A 17198-nucleotide genomic window follows, 5' to 3' on the forward strand; every position below is an offset into this window, starting at 1 on the left:
ATGATGACGTACATATCTCACTTTAAAAGCCGACCTTTGATATTAGCAGCGGGCTTGTTTGTCAGTGTTACCCAAGCAGATTTCGCCAGTGCTGCGCACTATCCGGTGCAAGTACAGAGTTGTAATAGAACCGTGACGTTTGATAAAGCGCCACAAGCGGCTGTATCTAATGACGTTAATTTGACCGAAATGATGTTGGCGCTTCATTTACAAGATCATATGGTCGGTTATACCGGTGTCTCGGGTTGGAAAACACTGGATCCGACATTGCGAAAAGGCATCGGTCAATTGCCAGAGTTATCCCCGAAATACCCAACCAAAGAAGTGTTGTTGGGTGCCAATGCAGACTTTTACTTTGCTGGTTGGAATTACGGCATGCGCGTTGGTGGTGGGGTAACGCCTTCCACGTTGGCGCCATTGGGCATTAAGGTGTATGAATTAACCGAAAGTTGTATTCATATTATGAATAAACCTAAGGTGTCAATGAATGATCTATACAAGGATTTGCTGAATTTAGGGAACATTTTTAATGTTGAAGCGCGTGCGACAAAGCTCGTTGCAGGGTATAAAAAAGAATTAGTGAGTTTTCAAGAAAAACTGACACCACTCAAAAAGCCTCCCAAAGTATTTGTCTATGACTCAGGCGAAGCTGAACCTTTCACGGCGGGGCGTTATGGTATGCCAACAGCACTGATTGAAGCCGCGGGTGGTATCAATGTGGCCGATGATGTGAATAAAAGTTGGACCCAGATAGGTTGGGAGTCTGTTATTGATCGAGCTCCCGATATTATTGTTATTGTGAATTATGGCGACGTAACCGCACAACAGAAAATCGAATTTTTAACACATAACCCGGCATTAAAATCGATACCAGCGATAAAAAACAAACATTTTGTGGTGCTTCAATATGTAGAAGCCACTCCTGGGCCGCGTAATATAGAGGCGATTAAACGACTTGCTACCGCTTTTAGACGTGACGCTTCATGAGTAAAGATTCATCGTCTGAACTGAGTGAAAATCAATCATCAAAAAGTGCCACTTTATTGGCCACCTATGTGCCTTTGCCTTTTTTGATTCTCTTGCTGGCTTTTCTTCTGCTCGGTCTTATGGGGTTGGCAATTGGAGTGGGCTCTGTTGCGATTCAGCAATCAACGGTATGGGGTGTTATCGCGCATAAGCTTTCACTCGTATGGTTGCACCCCACTTGGTTTATTCCCGATTGGTCAATGGGGCGGGAAAATATTGTATGGGAAGTGCGACTGCCGCGAACTATTTTGGCGGCCACCGTAGGTGCATCGTTAGCGTTGGTTGGCGCGTCATTACAATCGGTGACACGTAACCCGCTTGCAGACCCACATCTGCTGGGTATCTCATCGGGCGCCGCGTTAGGTGCAATCATTGCGTTATTGCACACTGGTATGGTGTTAGGTGTTGTTACTGTGCCTGTGTTTGCCTTTCTTGGTGCATTGCTTGCGATGTTTCTGGTACTGGCGGTGGCAAATTTTGCAGCGGCACACAGTGCGGGACGATTGATTCTAGCCGGAGTCGCGGTCGCTTTTGTTTTAACATCCGTAGGAAACTTGTTTATTTTTATGGGAGACCATCGTGCCTCCCATACGGTGATTTTTTGGATGTTGGGCGGACTAGGCTTGGCCCAATGGGGGCAATTATGGTTTCCCATTGGCACTTTACTATTGGGTAGTGCGTATCTTATTTACAAAGCACGCTATTTGAATGCAATGATCTTGGGTGATGAAACTGCGAGTACCTTGGGTATTCCTGTTGAGCGTTTTCGTATTGTGGTGATTATTGTGTGTGCTTTATTGACTGGTGCCGCTGTCGCATTTTCGGGTGTGATTGGTTTTGTTGGTCTTATGGTGCCTCATATTGTGCGTTTGCTGGTGGGAGGAGATTATCGAAAGGTTTTACCATTGTCGGCATTGCTTGGTGCCATTTTCTTAGTTGTTGCAGATATAGTGGCGCGTATTATTATGCCGCCTCAAGATATGCCTATTGGTATTTTGACAGGGCTAGTAGGGGGCATCGGATTTGTTTTTTTAATGCGAAAGCGACGAAGTGTTGCTCTGTGACTGTAATCTGAAGTGAAAAAGCTAAGTTTACTAAGCCGAAATATTGGAATGAAAAAACACAAATTAAGGGGATGAAAACGAGCGAGAAGGCCCGTTTTCAAATACTTTGGGCGCTTACAGATCTGCTTCAATAGCGCTGACTAAATCATCGCTTTCAGGTGTTACATCAGGTGAAAAACGCACGACATTGCCTTCTTTAGTCACTAGGAATTTCTCAAAATTCCATACAACTTCTGGCGCCAATGTTGATTCAATATTGTGCCCAGACAACATTTTTTCCATCGCTTCACGATTTGGCGTCACAGGAGCCGCTTCAATTAAACTTTTATAAAGTGGATGCTTGTCCTTGCCTGTTACTGCGATTTTACTAAACATTGGAAATGTCACGTCGTAAGTAAGGCTGCAGAACGCTTGGATTTCTTCATCACTGCCAGGCTCTTGTCCAGCAAAATCGTTCGCAGGAAAGCCCAAAATCTCTAAGCCTTGAGAATGATATTTTTTGTATAATGCTTCTAATCCTTCGTATTGAGGCGTTAATCCACATTTGGATGCGACATTAACGATTAGCACCGTTTGCCCTTGATAAGCCGTTAAAGATACGTCTTCGCCTTTGATGTTGGTAACGGTTAAATCTAATAGATTACTCATGGTAGCCTCTTATATTGATGTAAATGGATTCGTTCTACGCAGATGCACTCACTACAGATTATGAGTGGATCTTTTTGTTGCTTCTCGCTTTAGCATATCTCTTCAGACATTAAATAAATGCGCAACAATTGCATAAGTTCGCTTGTCCTGCTTAGAGTGTTATTTAGGGGGCTGTCAGGATGAATAGCTTGTAACTTAAGGAGAGATTGTTTGTCTTACCCTGTTTTTCTAGTGAGTTTGTATGTTGTTTTCAGCATTGTGGCGTTTGGGTTTTATGGTTGGGACAAGCGCGCAGCTAAAAAGAGTCGACGTCGGGTGCCTGAAGTAACGCTTCATTGGTTAGCATTATTAGGCGGTTGGCCGGGTGCGATATTGGCACAAAAATATTTCCGTCATAAAACGATAAAAAAATCGTTCCGTATTGCATTTTGGCTGACGTGTGTGGCGAATATTTTATTGCTGATGTTGGCGTGTTTCTTTGTTCAGGTAGGTTTTGTTCAAGGAATAAGCAATATTCAGGCGTTGCTCAACAGCCTATATAAGTAGAGGCGTTCATATCTGATGAACAATGACGTTCTCGTCTGATGAACAATGACGTTCTCGTCTGATAAATAATTGTAAAAATACAACGGCCTGAAAAATATCAGGCCGGTTTCTACACTACTGTTTCATTAGCGGATTTCTAATCCTCAGATTACTAGCCGAAACGACCCGTAATGTAGTTCTTAGTGCGCTCTTTTTTCGGACGTAAAAACATTTCGTCTGTTTCCGCCACTTCCACTATCTCGCCTAAATACATAAAGACGGTTTTTTGGGAGACCCGCGCGGCTTGTTGCATATTGTGCGTGACAATAACAATGGTGTATTCGTCGCGCAAAGTATCCAATAAATCCTCTATTTTAGAGGTGGATACAGGGTCAAGTGCAGAGGTAGGTTCGTCAAGCAATAACACTTGTGGTTCCAGTGCTATGGTTCGAGCGATACACAAACGTTGCTGTTGACCACCAGAAAGACTTTGTCCACTTTGATGTAGCTTGTCTTTTACTTCGTCCCACAAGGCTGCGCTGCGCAAGGCCTTTTCAACGCGAGCATCCATTTCACGACGTGACGGTTTTTCATAAAGACGAATGCCGTACGCGATATTGTCATAGATGGACATAGGAAATGGTGTCGGTGACTGAAATACCATGCCAACGCGAGCACGCAATGCAGAGACATTCATTTTCGGATCTAATATGTTTTGATTATCAATGATGACCTGACCTTTTGCTTCTTGGCCTGGGTACAGAGTATAGATACGGTTCAAAACACGTAACAATGTTGATTTACCACAACCAGATGGTCCAATGATCGCGGTTGTCTCATTGCGGCCAATCTCAAGATTGATATTTTTTAGAGAGTGATTATTACCGTAGTAAAAGTTCAAATCACGGATCGAAATATCAATCTCAGTAGCTAGCGCAGGTTTGCTAGGTTCAATATTTAAAAGTTCTGAAGGCGTCATGGCGATTTCCATTGGCTTTTCCAAAATTAGTGTTGTGCAGTCGCAGAGCGTAACACTACTCGCGAAATAATAGAGAGAACAAGGATAGTCAAGGTGATTAATAGTGCACCTGCCCAAGCAAGGGCTTGCCAATCCGGATAAGGATTCATCGCAAACTGGAATATCATCACTGGCAAGTTGGCCATCGACGAAGACATATCAGTTGACCAGAATTGGTTGTTCAACGCGGTAAACAATAGCGGTGCTGTTTCACCAGCGATACGAGCAACAGACAATAAAATCCCCGTTGTCATACCGACACGAGCGGCTCGATAGCTAACGCTAAGAATAACTTTTGAACGGCTTGCACCCAGTGCATAAGCCGCTTCACGCATACTGTTTGGTACCAGATTCAACATATCTTCGGTGGTACGAACAACAACCGGAATGGCAATAATGGCCAATGCGGCAGAGCCGGCCCAACCAGAAAAACCACCCATTGGAGCGACCAAAATCTCATAGATAAAAAGGCCCGCAAGAATAGAAGGTTTAGCTAACAAAACATCATTTACAAAGCGAACGATGGTTGCCAGTAATGTTCCTTTTCCGTATTCGTTTAGGTAAGTTCCCGCGAGTAATCCGACCGGTGTCGCTACCAGCATAGCGGCAGCCACCAATAAAAAACTACCCATAATGGCATTCGCCAAACCACCAGACTCACCAGGCGGTGGCGTCATTTCGGTGAATAAGCTTGGTTTGAATGCGGAAAAACCTTGATAAAGTAGCACCGAACAAATCCATACCAGAAAAGCGAGTACCAGTAGCGTTGCCGCAACGATCAGCATTCGAGCAATAATGTTGGCAAATTGGCGACGTTTAACGACAGCGTTCACAGACAACTCCTATGATGAAATTCGGTTAAGCATCAACCGCGCAATGGCGAGTACGATGAAGGTAATAATGAATAACAATAAGCCAAGCGCAATAAGAGAGGATGAATGTATTTCTGTATAAGCCTCTTGAAACTCATTCGCAATGGTAGATGCAATGGTGTTACCTGGAGCAAAAATGGCACCGGTAATACGGTTTGCGTTACCAACAATAAAGGTAACGGCCATGGTTTCACCAAGAGCGCGACCTAGGCCTAAAAATATGGCACCTGTCATCGCTGTTTTACAATGGGGAATGATAATGGCGCGAGTCACTTCCCAGTCGGTTGCCCCAACGGCATAACCACTTTCTTTTAAGCGTTTAGGAACCGTATCAATCACATCTCGCATAACCGCAGCGATGAAAGGCAAGATCATAATAGCCAATACAATGCCCGCTGTTGCCATACCAATGCCGATCGCAGGACCTGCAAAGATAGAAGAAAGAAAAGGTACGTTTTCAAAGGCATTAATCACTGGTTCTTGCACATACTCTGCAAATACTGGAGCGAAGAAGAAAAGCCCCCACATGCCATAAATAATACTCGGAATAGCAGCCAGTAATTCAATCGCAATGCCTAAAGGGTGACGTAACCATCTAGGTGCTAATTGAGTAATGTAAATGGCAATGGCAAATGCTAAAGGAACCGCTAAAACAATCGCAATACCAGAGGTAATCAGTGTGCCCGCAATGGCTGGTAGTGCGCCGAACTGCTCAGTAACTGGGTTCCAAGTTGATGTCCAAATAAAGGAAAGACCAAACTTGCTGATAGCAGGCCATGCACCCATTGTTAAAGAGACAAAGAAGCCGCCTAAGATAACAAGGATAAACATAGCAGAACAAATTGAAAGCCATTTGAATGTGCTGTTGAAGCCTTCGCCATTCATGAAGCGAGGAGACCGCTGGAATGATCCAGCGGCCTCTTCATGAGCTTTCGTTTTAGTATTGTCGACGAGAGTCATGTTGGGTTTAGTCATTAGCTTAAGAGCCCATGTATACGGATTTGCCGTCAGTCGTTTTCAGATCTTTTGCCCAAGCGTCATGGATAAGCGCTTTTACATTCGCTGGGAATGGAACATAGTGAAGATCTTCAGCGGCTTTGTCGCCATTTGTGTATGCCCAATCAAAGAACTTAAGTACGGCTTTGGTTGCTTTTGGATCTTCCACTTTCTTATGAAGAAGAATGAAGGTCGCAGCAGTCATCGGCCAACTTTTCGCACCAGGCTGGTTAGCCAAGATTAGGTAAAAGCCTTTAGCGTGTTTCCAGTCAGCACCAGCAGCGGCGGCTTGGAAAGTTTCCATCGTAGGCGATACAGTATTGCCTTCTTTGTTTTTCATTTTTGAGTAAGTTAGGTTGTTTTGCAAAGCGTATGCATATTCAACATAACCAATTGAGTTTTTCAATTGAGATACGTAGTTAGCAACACCTTGGTTACCTTTACCGCCTGTACCAACTGGCCACTGAACGGAAGCATCAACACCTACATCTTTTTTCCATTCAGGAGAAATATCTGCTAAATAGTAAGTGAAGTTGAAGGTAGTACCAGAACCGTCTGCACGGTGAACAACCGAAATTTTGTTATCAGGTAAGTTAACGCTTGGGTTCAATGCTTTGATTTCTGCATCATTCCACTTAGTGATTTTACCTAGGAAGATATTAGCGATTGTCTTGCCATCAAGTACCAATTCGCCAGGTTTGATTCCTTTCACGTTAATGATTGGAACGATGCCGCCCATTACTGTAGGGAACTGCATCATGCCTTTTTCTTCAAGAACGCTTGCCTTTAACGGCTTATCAGAAGCACCGAAGTCAACGGTTTTTGCTGTGATTTGCTTGATACCGCCGCCAGAACCAATTGCTTGGTAGTTAAGCTGAGCGCCAGTTTCTTTGTTGTAAGATTGTGCCCACTTAGAATAAACAGGGTATGGGAATGTTGCACCAGCACCAGTGATGTGATCGGCAGCGAAAGCTGATGTTGCTGTGATTGCAGCGCAAACTGCCAAGCTTGCAAAAATGCGTTTCATGAGAGTGTATCCTTTTAATGTTCAGTGTGAATTATCATTCTTTAAACTGAGATTACGGACAATCTTTGCCGTTCATCTCTTCTCATTTTTATGTGCTAGACAATAAATGGTTTCTGATCACCGTTGTCTGGGGAGACATATTGAACAAACTTTGTGACAGTTTCGTTACTAAAGCTTAAATAGCCGTATTTTTTTAGTATTTTTATGCCTCTCTGCCATGCTATTTATTCGTTCTTATAAAGAGAGTTTAATTTAACCTGTTGATATTGCTATATAATTTTCATTTTATCTTTGTGTTCTTTATGAATTATTTTTATTACTGAATTGCGTAAAAAATGTCATATTCGTAATGGCTTAATCAGCTAGACGCTAAGCTAGGCTGAGTTTTTTGTCGTATATTAAGTCACTAATTTGATTTTCAATGATGAGAGAGCGGCAATATAAAGAGTAATTTTCTCTTGCCGTTACAAGTGTTTCAAAATGATATAAACTGATAAAAATAATTCATTTTTGTGCCGAAAGAATAAGGAAAGGGTCATGACAACACGAATCCAGCAAGGCGGTTTGTCGATAGCGGAAGGGCTATGGCGTTTGGTGAATGAAGAAATAGCACCGGGTACCGGTATTGACCCGACGGTCTTTTGGAATGGTTTCGAAGCAACCTTGCAGGACCTTGCTCCGAAAAACAAAGCGTTGCTGGCAAAACGAGATGTCTTACAAACTCAGATCGACGAATGGCATCTAGCGCACAAGGCGCAACCTCACGACGCCAATGACTATAAAGCCTTTTTAAAAGAAATCGGCTATCTGTTGCCAGAAGGGCCTGCTTTTAAAATCACCACCCAGAATGTAGACGAAGAAATCGCTGAGCAAGCGGGGCCACAGCTGGTGGTGCCGCTGAAAAATGCGCGCTTTGCCTTAAATGCCGCTAACGCTCGTTGGGGAAGTCTTTATGATGCCTTGTACGGCACGGATGCGATTCCAGAAGTCGACGGTGCGGAAAAAACCAGTAGTTATAATCCCATTCGTGGCGACAAGGTCATCGCTTTCGGTCGTCAGTTATTAGACCAAGCGGCACCCTTGGCTCATGGCTCTCATCGTGATGCAACGGCGTATCAAATAGACAATGCTGAACTGCTGGTGACTCTGGTATCTGGCGAACAAGTGGGCTTAGCAGAAGCGGAAAAATGCGTGGGCTTTAATGGCGCCGCGTTAACGCCAACAGCCATTCTATTAAAAAACAACGGCCTGCACATTGAGATTCAGATCGCCCCAGCGTCGCTTGTCGGCAAAACCGATAAAGCCGGTGTGAAGGATTTACTGGTTGAAGCGGCGATTACCACCATCATGGATTGTGAAGACTCCATCGCGGCGGTGGACGCAGAAGACAAAATTGAAGTGTACCGAAATTGGCTTGGCCTGATGAACGGCTCTTTGCAGGATCAGTTTGAAAAAGGTGGTCATACGGTGACCCGGGTTATGAACCCAGATCGCACCTATCTCACGCCCTCTGGCGGGTCATTGACCTTGCCGGGTCGCAGTTTGTTATTTATTCGCAACGTTGGTCATTTAATGACGAACTCGGCGATTATTGATCGAGAAGGCAATCAAGTGCCTGAAGGCATTATGGACGGATTTATCTGTGCTTATGCCGCAATGCATGACTTGAACAGCACCACAACACGCAAAAATAGCCGTGCGGGCAGCGTTAATATCGTCAAACCTAAAATGCATGGTCCTGAAGAAGTGGCTTTTGCGGTTGAATTATTTGCTCGTATTGAAGAAGTCCTACAACTCAAACGCAATACCTTAAAAATTGGCATCATGGACGAAGAGCGCCGTACCACAGTGAATTTAAAAGAATGCATTCGTGCTGCCAGTGAGCGAGTGGTGTTTATTAATACCGGTTTCCTTGATCGCACCGGTGATGAAATTCACACCTCCATGATGGCTGGGGCGTTTGTGCCAAAATCCATCATGAAGCAACAGCCTTGGATTCAAGCCTACGAAGATTGGAACGTCGATATTGGCATCGAATGCGGATTGCCCGGTAAAGCGCAAATTGGTAAAGGCATGTGGGCCATGCCAGATGAAATGGCGGCGATGCTAGAGCAAAAAATAGCGCATCCCATGTCAGGGGCGAACACCGCTTGGGTACCATCGCCCAATGGGGCCACACTGCACAGCACCCATTATCACACGGTGAATGTACGCGCTCGCCAACAAATCTTGGCCACACGTCAACGAGCCAGCTTAGATGATATTTTGCATATTCCTTTAATGGATGATCCTAGCGCACTGACGGCGGAGCAAATCAAATTTGAGCTGGATAACAACGCCCAAGGTATCTTAGGCTATGTTGTGCGCTGGATTGATCAAGGGGTAGGTTGTTCTAAAGTGCCAGACATTAATAATGTAGGCTTAATGGAAGACAGAGCGACATTACGTATTTCGTCTCAGCATCTTGCAAACTGGCTAGAGCACGGCGTGTGCAACGAAGCGCAGGTGATGGAAGCGCTAAAACGTATGGCGGCGATTGTGGATAAGCAAAATGCCGATGACCCTGCGTATCAATCCATGGCGCCAAGTTACGATGGTATTGCGTTTAGTGCCGCATGCGATCTTGTTTTTAAAGGCAAGGAACAGCCATCAGGCTATACCGAGCCGTTGTTGCACGCCTATCGCATTGCGAAAAAAGCCGAATAACCAAGGCGTCTTCTGTGTTATTAAAGCCGGGCCTGTCGCTCGGCTTTTTTGTCGTTATAATAAGGTCAATTTTATTTTGGATTGATGGTTTTGCAGACTCTACAACAACTGAATAACGGTGAATTAAGTGGCGTAAAGCGCCTTCAATTGGCAGAAAATCTCAGTGAATTTCCTGAGGCTATTTATTCCTTGGCGGACAGCTTAGAAATTCTCGACTTGTCGAATAATGCGCTCACCAGCTTGCCTGATGATCTGGCAAGGTTGAGCAACCTTAAAATTCTATTTTGTTCTAATAACCAGTTTACTGAGCTGCCTGAAGTGCTTGGAACTTGCTCTAAGCTCGAAATGATAGGCTTTAAAAGCAATCAGATTCGCACGGTGTCAGGCGCATCCTTACCTCGAATTACCCGCTGGTTGATCTTAACGGATAACCAAATTGACACCTTGCCGGATGAAATAGGTGAGTTACCGCGTTTGCAAAAGCTTGCTTTGGCAGGGAACCAATTACGGGAGATTCCTCAATCCATTAAGCATTGTCAGAATCTAGAGTTGATTCGCTTGTCAGCCAATATGCTAACGACGTTTCCAGATGTCTTGTTCGCTTTGCCTAAATTGGCGTGGTTAGCGTTTTCAGGTAACCCTTTTTGTGCAAGTCGTGATCTTCATAGCGAGTTTAAAACGGTGTCCGCGAATGACGTAATACTGCATCAAGTACTAGGGCAGGGGGCGTCTGGCGTCATTTCAAAAGCCACATGGCAAGATAATCGTTTTTCGTTCCCTGACACTATCGCGGTAAAAGTATTTAAAGGTGAGGTCACCAGTGACGGTTACCCAGAGGATGAGTTGGATGCCTGTTTATCGATTGGTGTGCATGACAATATTGTTAAGCCGTTGGCTAAAATTTCAGAGCCAGAGTGCTCGGCATTGTTGATGGCACTGATTCCTGAGCATTATTATAACCTTGGTCAACCGCCAAGCTTAGTGAGTTGCACACGAGATACTTTTACCCAAGGTCAGGCTTTTTCCATTCAGCAGATTGGCTTTATCGTGGCGCAAATGGACGCCGTGCTACAGCACTTCATCGACAAAGATATTTGTCATGGAGACTTATACGCCCACAATATATTGATTAATCCTGAGGGGCATATTTTATTTGGTGATTTTGGCGCAGCATCGAAATACCATAATTTATCCGCTGAGCAAAAACACGGTATTCAAATGATAGAAGATCGCGCCATGCGTTTTTTCATCGACGATATGCTTAGTTTGTGTATTGAAGAGGATAAAGACAGTGACTTATATAAAGCATTGCAGAGCAAGGTAGCGCTTACATAGCAGCGTTTTTATCAGCTAAAGATAAGAAAGCCGTGAGTCATAAAGGGTCACGGCTTTTCTGCTTCTACTTATTAGATCATTGTTTTAAAAAGACGATTAACGAATGCTTTGATAGCGTGGCAGTCTATCGAGACGTTTTCTTAAGACCACTTGGTAAAGTTGTAATGAGCGGCTTCGAAAAGCGCCAGCACAGGTTTTCAGGTAATAAACCCACATTCGATAAAAGCGCTCATTATACTGGTCTTTTAATTCAGGCCATGCCGCTTCAAAGTTTTCACACCACGCCATTAATGTGGTCGCGTAATCAGGCCCAAAGTTATGAACATCTTCGATCACAAAATAAGGTTCTACCGCCTTACTTATTTGAGTAAGCGAAGGAATAACGCCGTTGCGGAAGATGTATTTATCGATCCAAGGGTCGGTTCCTGTCGTGGTTTGATCATTACCTATGGTGTGAAGCACAAAAGTGCCGTCATCTTTCATTAAACGATGAGCTGTTTTCATATAAGTGTCGTAGTTCTTAGGGCCGACATGTTCAAACATACCAATCGAAACCAGTTTGTCGTATTGGCCTTCTAAACTTCGATAGTCTTGTAGTGCTATATCGACAGGTAAGCCTTTGCAACGTTCGTCTGCGAGTATCTTTTGTTCTTTGGAAATAGTAATACCAGTGACACTCACACCGTATTCTTTGGCGGCAAGTTCTGCAAAACTTCCCCAGCCACAGCCTATTTCTAATACGGATTCCCCTTTTTTGAGGTCGGCCTTTTCACAGATTAACCGCAATTTATTCAGTTGAGCTTCGTGTAAGTTTTTGGCTTTATGCCAGTAACCACAAGAGTAAGCCATGGTAGGGTCAAGCATCGCTTGATAGAGATCGTTGCCAGCATCGTAATGTTGCTCACCCACTTGGTAAGCTCGTTTTTCTGACTGGCGATTAATAAATTTAGCTAAAATCCAATGTCTAAATATGACCCATCGCCCGGTCATTTTTTCATCTAAACGAGCGCTAATAATACGAGAAATGAATTCATCAACTTGCTCACAGTCCCACCAGCCATCGACATAAGCTTCCCCTAAACCTAGAGAACCTTTACTAAGAATTCTGTCCCATAGGGCAGGATTATGCACCTGAGGATCCCATGGATTGGAGCCATTAATAGTGATGCCTGCGTTAGCAAGTTGTGTCCCTATCCAGCGCTCAACCGCAGAGGTCGCGTTTTGTTGATCTGAATAGTTTATATCTTGCAAAGTGCTGTCATTTTGAGATGAGGTTGTATTGTGGTCGTTGAGTTGTTTTGTTGTTACGCCCATCTATTATCTCCTTATCATGTTGAGCATCTGTCTTTTTGAATAGAGTAGAAATAATCTTTTCAAATATTACTCTTTTGAAAAGCAAAGCCCAGAGCAGGAAGATCAGCAAGACTTTTAAGTGATTTTATCTAATGGTTTGTTTTGCAAGAAAAATCATAGAAATGTTATTAAAATTAGTGAAATTGGCCCTAAGTTTAATAAAAAAGAAGAGTTTCAAAGGAATGTGAATCCTTTTTAATTGCATAAATCGTATGAAATATGAACAGTTTTTGGCGTTTTATGGTCGTATCCGAAGGTTTTAACACAAAAAAACGGTTCGCTTATGAATATAAACGAACCGTTTTTGATGTATTTCTTTTTTACTTTACACCTGACAACAGTGATATTGAGCTGCTGCAAAGTTTAGTAAGCGTCGTAAAAACGACCCCTAATAAAGGTGACGCTTAGTTTTTGTTGTTAGCTGAACCGTCATATCACAAGCAATTGCTAACTCGACGCCTTTCTTAACAAAGTGGCGGCTATAGTAGTTAGAATGCTCATCGTGTTCGTGGAAATTGTGTGGTGTTAATACCGCTGTTAAAACAGGTACTTCCGTTTCCAATTGAACTTGCATCAAGGCATTACAGACTGTTTGAGCAACGAAGTCGTGACGATAAATACCGCCATCAACGACTAATGCGCTACCCGCAATCGCAGCGTATTGACCGCTTTTAGCCAGTAACTTGGCTTGTAGTGGTATTTCGTAAGCCCCTGGAACAGGAAAAATATCTATTTTGTTCAGGTCATAACCGCGAGTAGCCAATTCGGTTTTGAAGCCTTCTAAACAATTCAAAACAATATTGGTGTGCCAAGAAGCATGGATAAATGCAATGCGTTGGTCTGCTGGGTTAAAGTCAGTAACATTCGTTGTTGAGCTCTGATTCATTTTTAAAAATCCTAAAAAAAATGTGAATCAGGGCGAACGGACAGGCGAATACTTCATCTAGGATGAAATATTTTACAAAAGGCGAACATACACAAATGGTATCTCGCTTGAGGTATTGTCTGACGCGCTCTCTATCATCCGGACTGTAACCGTCGGCTCTGGAGTCACACCAGATCTGCTGACCTCATGCTTCTTTGATAGAAGAATGAGCGCTCGCGGGCTTAGAATAAAATTCCTTACCGCCGGTGGGGAGTTTCACCCCGCCCCGAGAACGAAATCGAATAGTTTCGATGGGTGCAATATACTTTTTTTTAACGAGTTCTGTCAAAGGATGCAGGTACGTTTTGTAAAGAGATCCACTTTTATTGTCATCTTGGTGAGCGTAAAAGCGCTTTTTTTTCTTCTTTTAAAGAGCGAGAATAGCCGGACCAACATTTTTACCTTATGACATCGTGTTTACCGAATGCGAGTCATCCACTTTTTTGATCAGCTTTATTGCAGTTTGTGAGAGGAGTGTTTGTGAAAGGAGTCTCTAATATGATTATAAATAAAAAGTCGATGTATTGTTTTTTTACCGGGTTAGCGCTGTTGGGACTAACGGCATGTAGTAGCATTGATACAAGCCAATCGACGGATCAAACCTTTAGTCAGGAAGACAGTCAAACCGATGTGGCTGATTACTTGTGTACTGGCATGCCTTTAAAAGTCATGTTTCATGGGGAAGAAGCACAAATCATCTGGAAACAAAAAACGTATAACTTAACTCAAGCTATTAGCGCCTCTGGGTCGCATTATCTTGGCGAAGACATTTCTTTTTGGATCAAAGGAAAACAAGCGGGTCTTGAAATTGATGACCTTTCTCAGATCAAATGCCAGCTTATTCGCGTCGAGTCTTAATTCGACGCTGACTTCTCTTATTTACCTGAAGAACTCTCACGTTAACCTTGCCTGTTTTCATCTCGTCTTGTCGATTTCACGTGTACAATGGGTCGATTCGCGTATTGATAACGCACGACTATTTTAAGAGATGTAATGAGCAAGCTATTTGTAATGGGCATGGGCCCAGGTGATTTAGGATTGGTTGCACCGAACGCGACCAAAGCATTGGCAACTTGCAGCGATTGGGTTGCCTACGGCTATTATTTAGACCTTTTAGGTGAGCTAAGTGAAGGCAAAACTTTTCACAACTTGCCGCTAGGTGAAGAAATTGGCCGTGCGCGTTTGGCGCTAACCTTAGCAGCCCAAGGTAAGAGTACCGCCTTGATCTCCAGTGGCGACATTGGTATTTATGCCATGGCGACCTTGGTGTTTGAGCTGCTGGACTTGCAGCTGCAAGGCAAAGAAAACCACCCAGAGTGGTTGGATGTTGAAATTGAAGTGATTCCGGGCATCTCTGCGATGCAAGCGGGGGCGAGCCGAGTGGGCGCCATGCTGGGTCATGATTTCTGTACTATTTCTCTTTCTGATTTATTAACCCCGTGGGAAACCATCGACAAGCGTCTACATGCTTGTGGCGCAGGGGACTTTGTCGTCTCCTTTTATAATCCTGTGTCGAAGAAACGCGATTGGCAATTGAATCACGCCCGTGATGTGTTGCTTCAATATCGCCCTGCCAGCACGCCAGTGATGATTGGTCGTCAGCTAACTCGCCCAGAAGAAGAGATTACCTTTACTACGCTCGGTGAATTAGACGCCAAAGACGTAGACATGTTTACTATGGTGAGCGTGGGTAACTCAGACACTAAACACATAGTGAATGGCGAAAAACAGTGGATTTACACCCCGCGCGGCTATTCTAAAAAGCTGTAATGTTGATTATATTTAAGGAAGTGAGATGACGGTTTACTTTATTGGCGCAGGCCCGGGCGATCCAGATTTGATGACGATCAAGGCCGTCAAAACCATGGAGCGCTGTCCTGTCGTTTTGTATGCGGGCTCTTTGATTCCTACGCAAGTTATCGACAGTGTGCGTGACAGCGCCGAAGCGATTTACGACACCGCCGAAATGAATTTAGATGAAACCACTGCCGTCATTGAAAAAGCCGCAAAAGAAGGCAAAGACGTAGCGCGTTTACAGTGTGGTGATCCCGCTTTATACGGTGCCATTGGTGAACAAATTCGTCGTCTTGAAGTCTTAGAGATTGATTATGAAGTGATTCCGGGCGTGAGTGCGGTGGCGGCATCGGCGGCCATGCTGAAAAAAGAGTTAACTCTGTCTGGCGTATCACAAACTGTCATCATGACGCGTTACGAAGGTAAAACCCCTTTCCCTGAAAGAGAGCGTTTGCCTGCCTTGGCGCAAAGTGGTGCGACGCTTGCGATTCACCTTGGGGTGACACGCATTCACAAAATCGTTGATGAGTTAATTCCGCATTATGGCGCCGATTGCCCAGTGGCGGTGTGCTATCGAACCAGCTGGCCTGACCAAGATTATGTGGTTGGTACGCTAGCGGATATTGTTGCTAAAGTGCGAGAAAAAAAGTTTACTCGAACCAGCCTTATTTTAGTGGGTCGAGTGTTAGACACTGACGACTTTGCTGATTCTTATCTTTACGATAAAAGTCAGGCCCACATATTCCGAAAAATCCATCGTCAAAAAGACGACAAAAAATAAAAGCAGGATTCATTATGCAGCTTAATAAAATCCCCACTACGATTGTCACTGGTTTTTTAGGCAGTGGTAAAACAACGTTACTATCGAACGTATTAAAACAAGCAGCAGGCAAACGCATTGCTGTGATTGTGAATGAATTTGGTGAATTAGACATCGATTCTGAGATCCTACGTTCTTGCCCGCTTGACTGCCCAGAAGGCGAAGAAGAGCAAGAAAACGGTAAGCGCAGCTCGGATGGCTTTTATGAATTGGCCAATGGTTGTATCTGCTGCACCGTAGAAGAAGAATTTTTGCCGGTGATGGAGCAATTGGTTGCTCGTCGTGGCGACATTGACCATATCTTGATTGAAACCAGTGGTTTGGCGTTGCCGAAGCCCTTAGTACAAGCGTTTAACTGGCCGGGCATTAAAGAATACTGCACGGTAGACGCTGTGATTACCGTGGTCGATGGACCCGCGGTAGCGGCAGGTCGCTTTGCCCATGATGAAAATCAGGTACAAGCTCAACGCCAAGCGGACGAAAGTCTGGATCATGATCCAAGCCTACAAGAATTGCTGGATGATCAATTGAGTGCTGCCGATCTTGTTGTCGTGAGTAAAAACGACTTATTGGACGAAGACGAACGTGCTCGCGTGCAATCTATCATTACCCATGCGGTGCCAAATACTGTTAAAACGGTTTACATCGAAAACGGTGAAGCGGCGCTGGATATGTTGTTAGGCATCGATGCGGCTACCGAAAGCCGAATTGATGCGGTGCATAACCACCACGATCATCACCATGCTCATGGCGGCCATCATGATCACGCCCATGACCACTTTGATTCTTTTGTCATTACCTTGGGTGAAGTGCCATCCGATTTGCTTCAAGAAACGCTGAGTCAGTTGATCGAAGAGCATAATATTTTCCGTGTGAAAGGCTTTGCGGCCGTGCATGGCAAACCAATGCGTCAAGTTTTCCAAGCAGTGGGAACGCGTTTAGATCGTTACTTTGACCGCCTATGGCAGCCAGAAGAAGTGCGCCAAACGCAGCTCGTCTTTATTGGTAAAGGCATCTCTAAAGAGCAAATCGAAAATATTTTGCACGATGCTTTAAGCGCTTAATAGAGTTACCTAGATAAGTCAGAAT

Annotated in this window: 16 protein-coding genes and 1 riboswitch; of the genes, 9 read left to right on the forward strand and 7 right to left on the reverse strand. The window is 44.1% G+C overall.

The features are described from left to right. Nucleotides 1-987, forward strand: coding sequence for an ABC transporter substrate-binding protein (locus E0D70_RS00310; protein WP_207923163.1), 987 nt, complete (start codon nucleotides 1-3; stop codon nucleotides 985-987). Continuing rightward, nucleotides 984-2090, forward strand: coding sequence for a FecCD family ABC transporter permease (locus E0D70_RS00315; protein ID WP_133010274.1), 1107 nt, complete (start codon nucleotides 984-986; stop codon nucleotides 2088-2090). Before E0D70_RS00310 ends, E0D70_RS00315 begins: the two co-directional genes overlap by 4 nt. Before the next feature lie 114 nt (nucleotides 2091-2204). On the opposite strand, the gene E0D70_RS00320 is transcribed toward E0D70_RS00315, so the two are convergent. Next, on the reverse strand, nucleotides 2205-2738 hold the full coding sequence (locus tag E0D70_RS00320) for a glutathione peroxidase (RefSeq protein ID WP_133010275.1): 534 nt from the start codon (nucleotides 2736-2738) through the stop codon (nucleotides 2205-2207). 210 nt (nucleotides 2739-2948) lie between these two features. On the opposite strand from E0D70_RS00320, the gene E0D70_RS00325 reads away from it, so the two are divergent. Next, nucleotides 2949-3284: a DUF1294 domain-containing protein gene (locus tag E0D70_RS00325; protein ID WP_133010276.1), complete on the forward strand. Its 336-nt coding sequence runs from the start codon at nucleotides 2949-2951 to the stop codon at nucleotides 3282-3284. 151 nt (nucleotides 3285-3435) lie between these two features. On the opposite strand, the gene pstB is transcribed toward E0D70_RS00325, so the two are convergent. From pstB to pstS, 4 genes are read right to left on the reverse strand one after another with little or no spacing between them, the layout of a single operon-like run. Further along, nucleotides 3436-4254, reverse strand: coding sequence for a phosphate ABC transporter ATP-binding protein PstB (gene pstB, locus E0D70_RS00330; RefSeq protein ID WP_207923164.1), 819 nt, complete (start codon nucleotides 4252-4254; stop codon nucleotides 3436-3438). A 14-nt stretch (nucleotides 4255-4268) separates the two neighbouring features. Then, a complete protein-coding gene (gene pstA, locus E0D70_RS00335; RefSeq protein ID WP_207923165.1) occupies nucleotides 4269-5114 on the reverse strand; it encodes a phosphate ABC transporter permease PstA in 846 nt (281 codons plus the stop codon). Between the two features lie 9 nt (nucleotides 5115-5123). Next, a complete protein-coding gene (pstC, locus tag E0D70_RS00340) occupies nucleotides 5124-6128 on the reverse strand; it encodes a phosphate ABC transporter permease subunit PstC (protein WP_240536914.1) in 1005 nt (334 codons plus the stop codon). A 4-nt stretch (nucleotides 6129-6132) separates the two neighbouring features. Beyond that, entirely contained in the window at nucleotides 6133-7176 is a 1044-nt protein-coding gene (gene pstS, locus E0D70_RS00345; RefSeq protein ID WP_133010277.1) for a phosphate ABC transporter substrate-binding protein PstS, read from the reverse strand. 537 nt (nucleotides 7177-7713) lie between these two features. Between pstS and E0D70_RS00350 the strand changes: the two genes are divergently transcribed. Together E0D70_RS00350 and E0D70_RS00355 are read left to right on the forward strand one after the other, a co-directional pair. Next, nucleotides 7714-9882 (forward strand): malate synthase G, encoded by a 2169-nt coding sequence (locus E0D70_RS00350; RefSeq protein WP_133010278.1) that lies wholly within the window; start codon nucleotides 7714-7716, stop codon nucleotides 9880-9882. 90 nt (nucleotides 9883-9972) lie between these two features. Further along, nucleotides 9973-11217: a leucine-rich repeat-containing protein kinase family protein gene (locus E0D70_RS00355; protein ID WP_133010279.1), complete on the forward strand. Its 1245-nt coding sequence runs from the start codon at nucleotides 9973-9975 to the stop codon at nucleotides 11215-11217. Nucleotides 11218-11313: 96 nt separating this feature from the next. Here E0D70_RS00355 and cfa read toward each other — a convergent pair whose 3' ends face one another. Next, nucleotides 11314-12531 carry a cyclopropane fatty acyl phospholipid synthase gene (gene cfa / locus E0D70_RS00360; RefSeq protein WP_133010280.1) on the reverse strand — a complete coding sequence of 406 codons (1218 nt, stop codon included), beginning with the start codon at nucleotides 12529-12531 and terminating at the stop codon, nucleotides 11314-11316. A 427-nt stretch (nucleotides 12532-12958) separates the two neighbouring features. Next, nucleotides 12959-13456 carry a 6,7-dimethyl-8-ribityllumazine synthase gene (locus E0D70_RS00365; protein WP_133010281.1) on the reverse strand — a complete coding sequence of 166 codons (498 nt, stop codon included), beginning with the start codon at nucleotides 13454-13456 and terminating at the stop codon, nucleotides 12959-12961. A 122-nt stretch (nucleotides 13457-13578) separates the two neighbouring features. After that, nucleotides 13579-13733: riboswitch (FMN riboswitch) on the reverse strand. Nucleotides 13734-13993: 260 nt separating this feature from the next. Between E0D70_RS00365 and E0D70_RS00370 the strand changes: the two genes are divergently transcribed. The 4 genes from E0D70_RS00370 (at nucleotide 13994) to cobW (ending at nucleotide 17173) form a co-directional block, all read left to right on the forward strand. Further along, nucleotides 13994-14353: an MliC family protein gene (locus E0D70_RS00370; protein ID WP_133010282.1), complete on the forward strand. Its 360-nt coding sequence runs from the start codon at nucleotides 13994-13996 to the stop codon at nucleotides 14351-14353. A 135-nt stretch (nucleotides 14354-14488) separates the two neighbouring features. After that, complete coding sequence (gene cobJ, locus E0D70_RS00375) at nucleotides 14489-15265, forward strand: precorrin-3B C(17)-methyltransferase (RefSeq protein WP_133010283.1); 777 nt, start codon at nucleotides 14489-14491, stop codon at nucleotides 15263-15265. Nucleotides 15266-15290: 25 nt separating this feature from the next. Beyond that, nucleotides 15291-16070, forward strand: a complete 780-nt coding sequence (gene cobM, locus E0D70_RS00380; RefSeq protein ID WP_133010284.1) for a precorrin-4 C(11)-methyltransferase — start codon at nucleotides 15291-15293, stop codon at nucleotides 16068-16070. Between the two features lie 14 nt (nucleotides 16071-16084). Then, nucleotides 16085-17173, forward strand: coding sequence for a cobalamin biosynthesis protein CobW (gene cobW, locus E0D70_RS00385; protein WP_133010285.1), 1089 nt, complete (start codon nucleotides 16085-16087; stop codon nucleotides 17171-17173). Nucleotides 17174-17198: the final 25 nt, after the last annotated feature.

The organism is Marinomonas flavescens (genome assembly GCF_004352835.1).
Lineage (GTDB): Bacteria > Pseudomonadota > Gammaproteobacteria > Pseudomonadales > Marinomonadaceae > Marinomonas > Marinomonas flavescens.

Coding starts and splice junctions, on each gene's coding strand:
- E0D70_RS00310 (WP_207923163.1), top strand. CDS start 1: ATGATGACGTACATATCTCACTTTAAAAGCCGACCTTTGATATTAGCA.
- E0D70_RS00315 (WP_133010274.1), top strand. CDS start 984: ATGAGTAAAGATTCATCGTCTGAACTGAGTGAAAATCAATCATCAAAA.
- E0D70_RS00320 (WP_133010275.1), bottom strand. CDS start 2,738: ATGAGTAATCTATTAGATTTAACCGTTACCAACATCAAAGGCGAAGAC.
- pstB (WP_207923164.1), bottom strand. CDS start 4,254: ATGGAAATCGCCATGACGCCTTCAGAACTTTTAAATATTGAACCTAGC.
- pstC (WP_240536914.1), bottom strand. CDS start 6,128: ATGACTAAACCCAACATGACTCTCGTCGACAATACTAAAACGAAAGCT.
- pstS (WP_133010277.1), bottom strand. CDS start 7,176: ATGAAACGCATTTTTGCAAGCTTGGCAGTTTGCGCTGCAATCACAGCA.
- E0D70_RS00350 (WP_133010278.1), top strand. CDS start 7,714: ATGACAACACGAATCCAGCAAGGCGGTTTGTCGATAGCGGAAGGGCTA.
- cfa (WP_133010280.1), bottom strand. CDS start 12,531: ATGGGCGTAACAACAAAACAACTCAACGACCACAATACAACCTCATCT.
- E0D70_RS00365 (WP_133010281.1), bottom strand. CDS start 13,456: ATGAATCAGAGCTCAACAACGAATGTTACTGACTTTAACCCAGCAGAC.
- E0D70_RS00370 (WP_133010282.1), top strand. CDS start 13,994: ATGATTATAAATAAAAAGTCGATGTATTGTTTTTTTACCGGGTTAGCG.
- cobJ (WP_133010283.1), top strand. CDS start 14,489: ATGAGCAAGCTATTTGTAATGGGCATGGGCCCAGGTGATTTAGGATTG.
- cobM (WP_133010284.1), top strand. CDS start 15,291: ATGACGGTTTACTTTATTGGCGCAGGCCCGGGCGATCCAGATTTGATG.
- cobW (WP_133010285.1), top strand. CDS start 16,085: ATGCAGCTTAATAAAATCCCCACTACGATTGTCACTGGTTTTTTAGGC.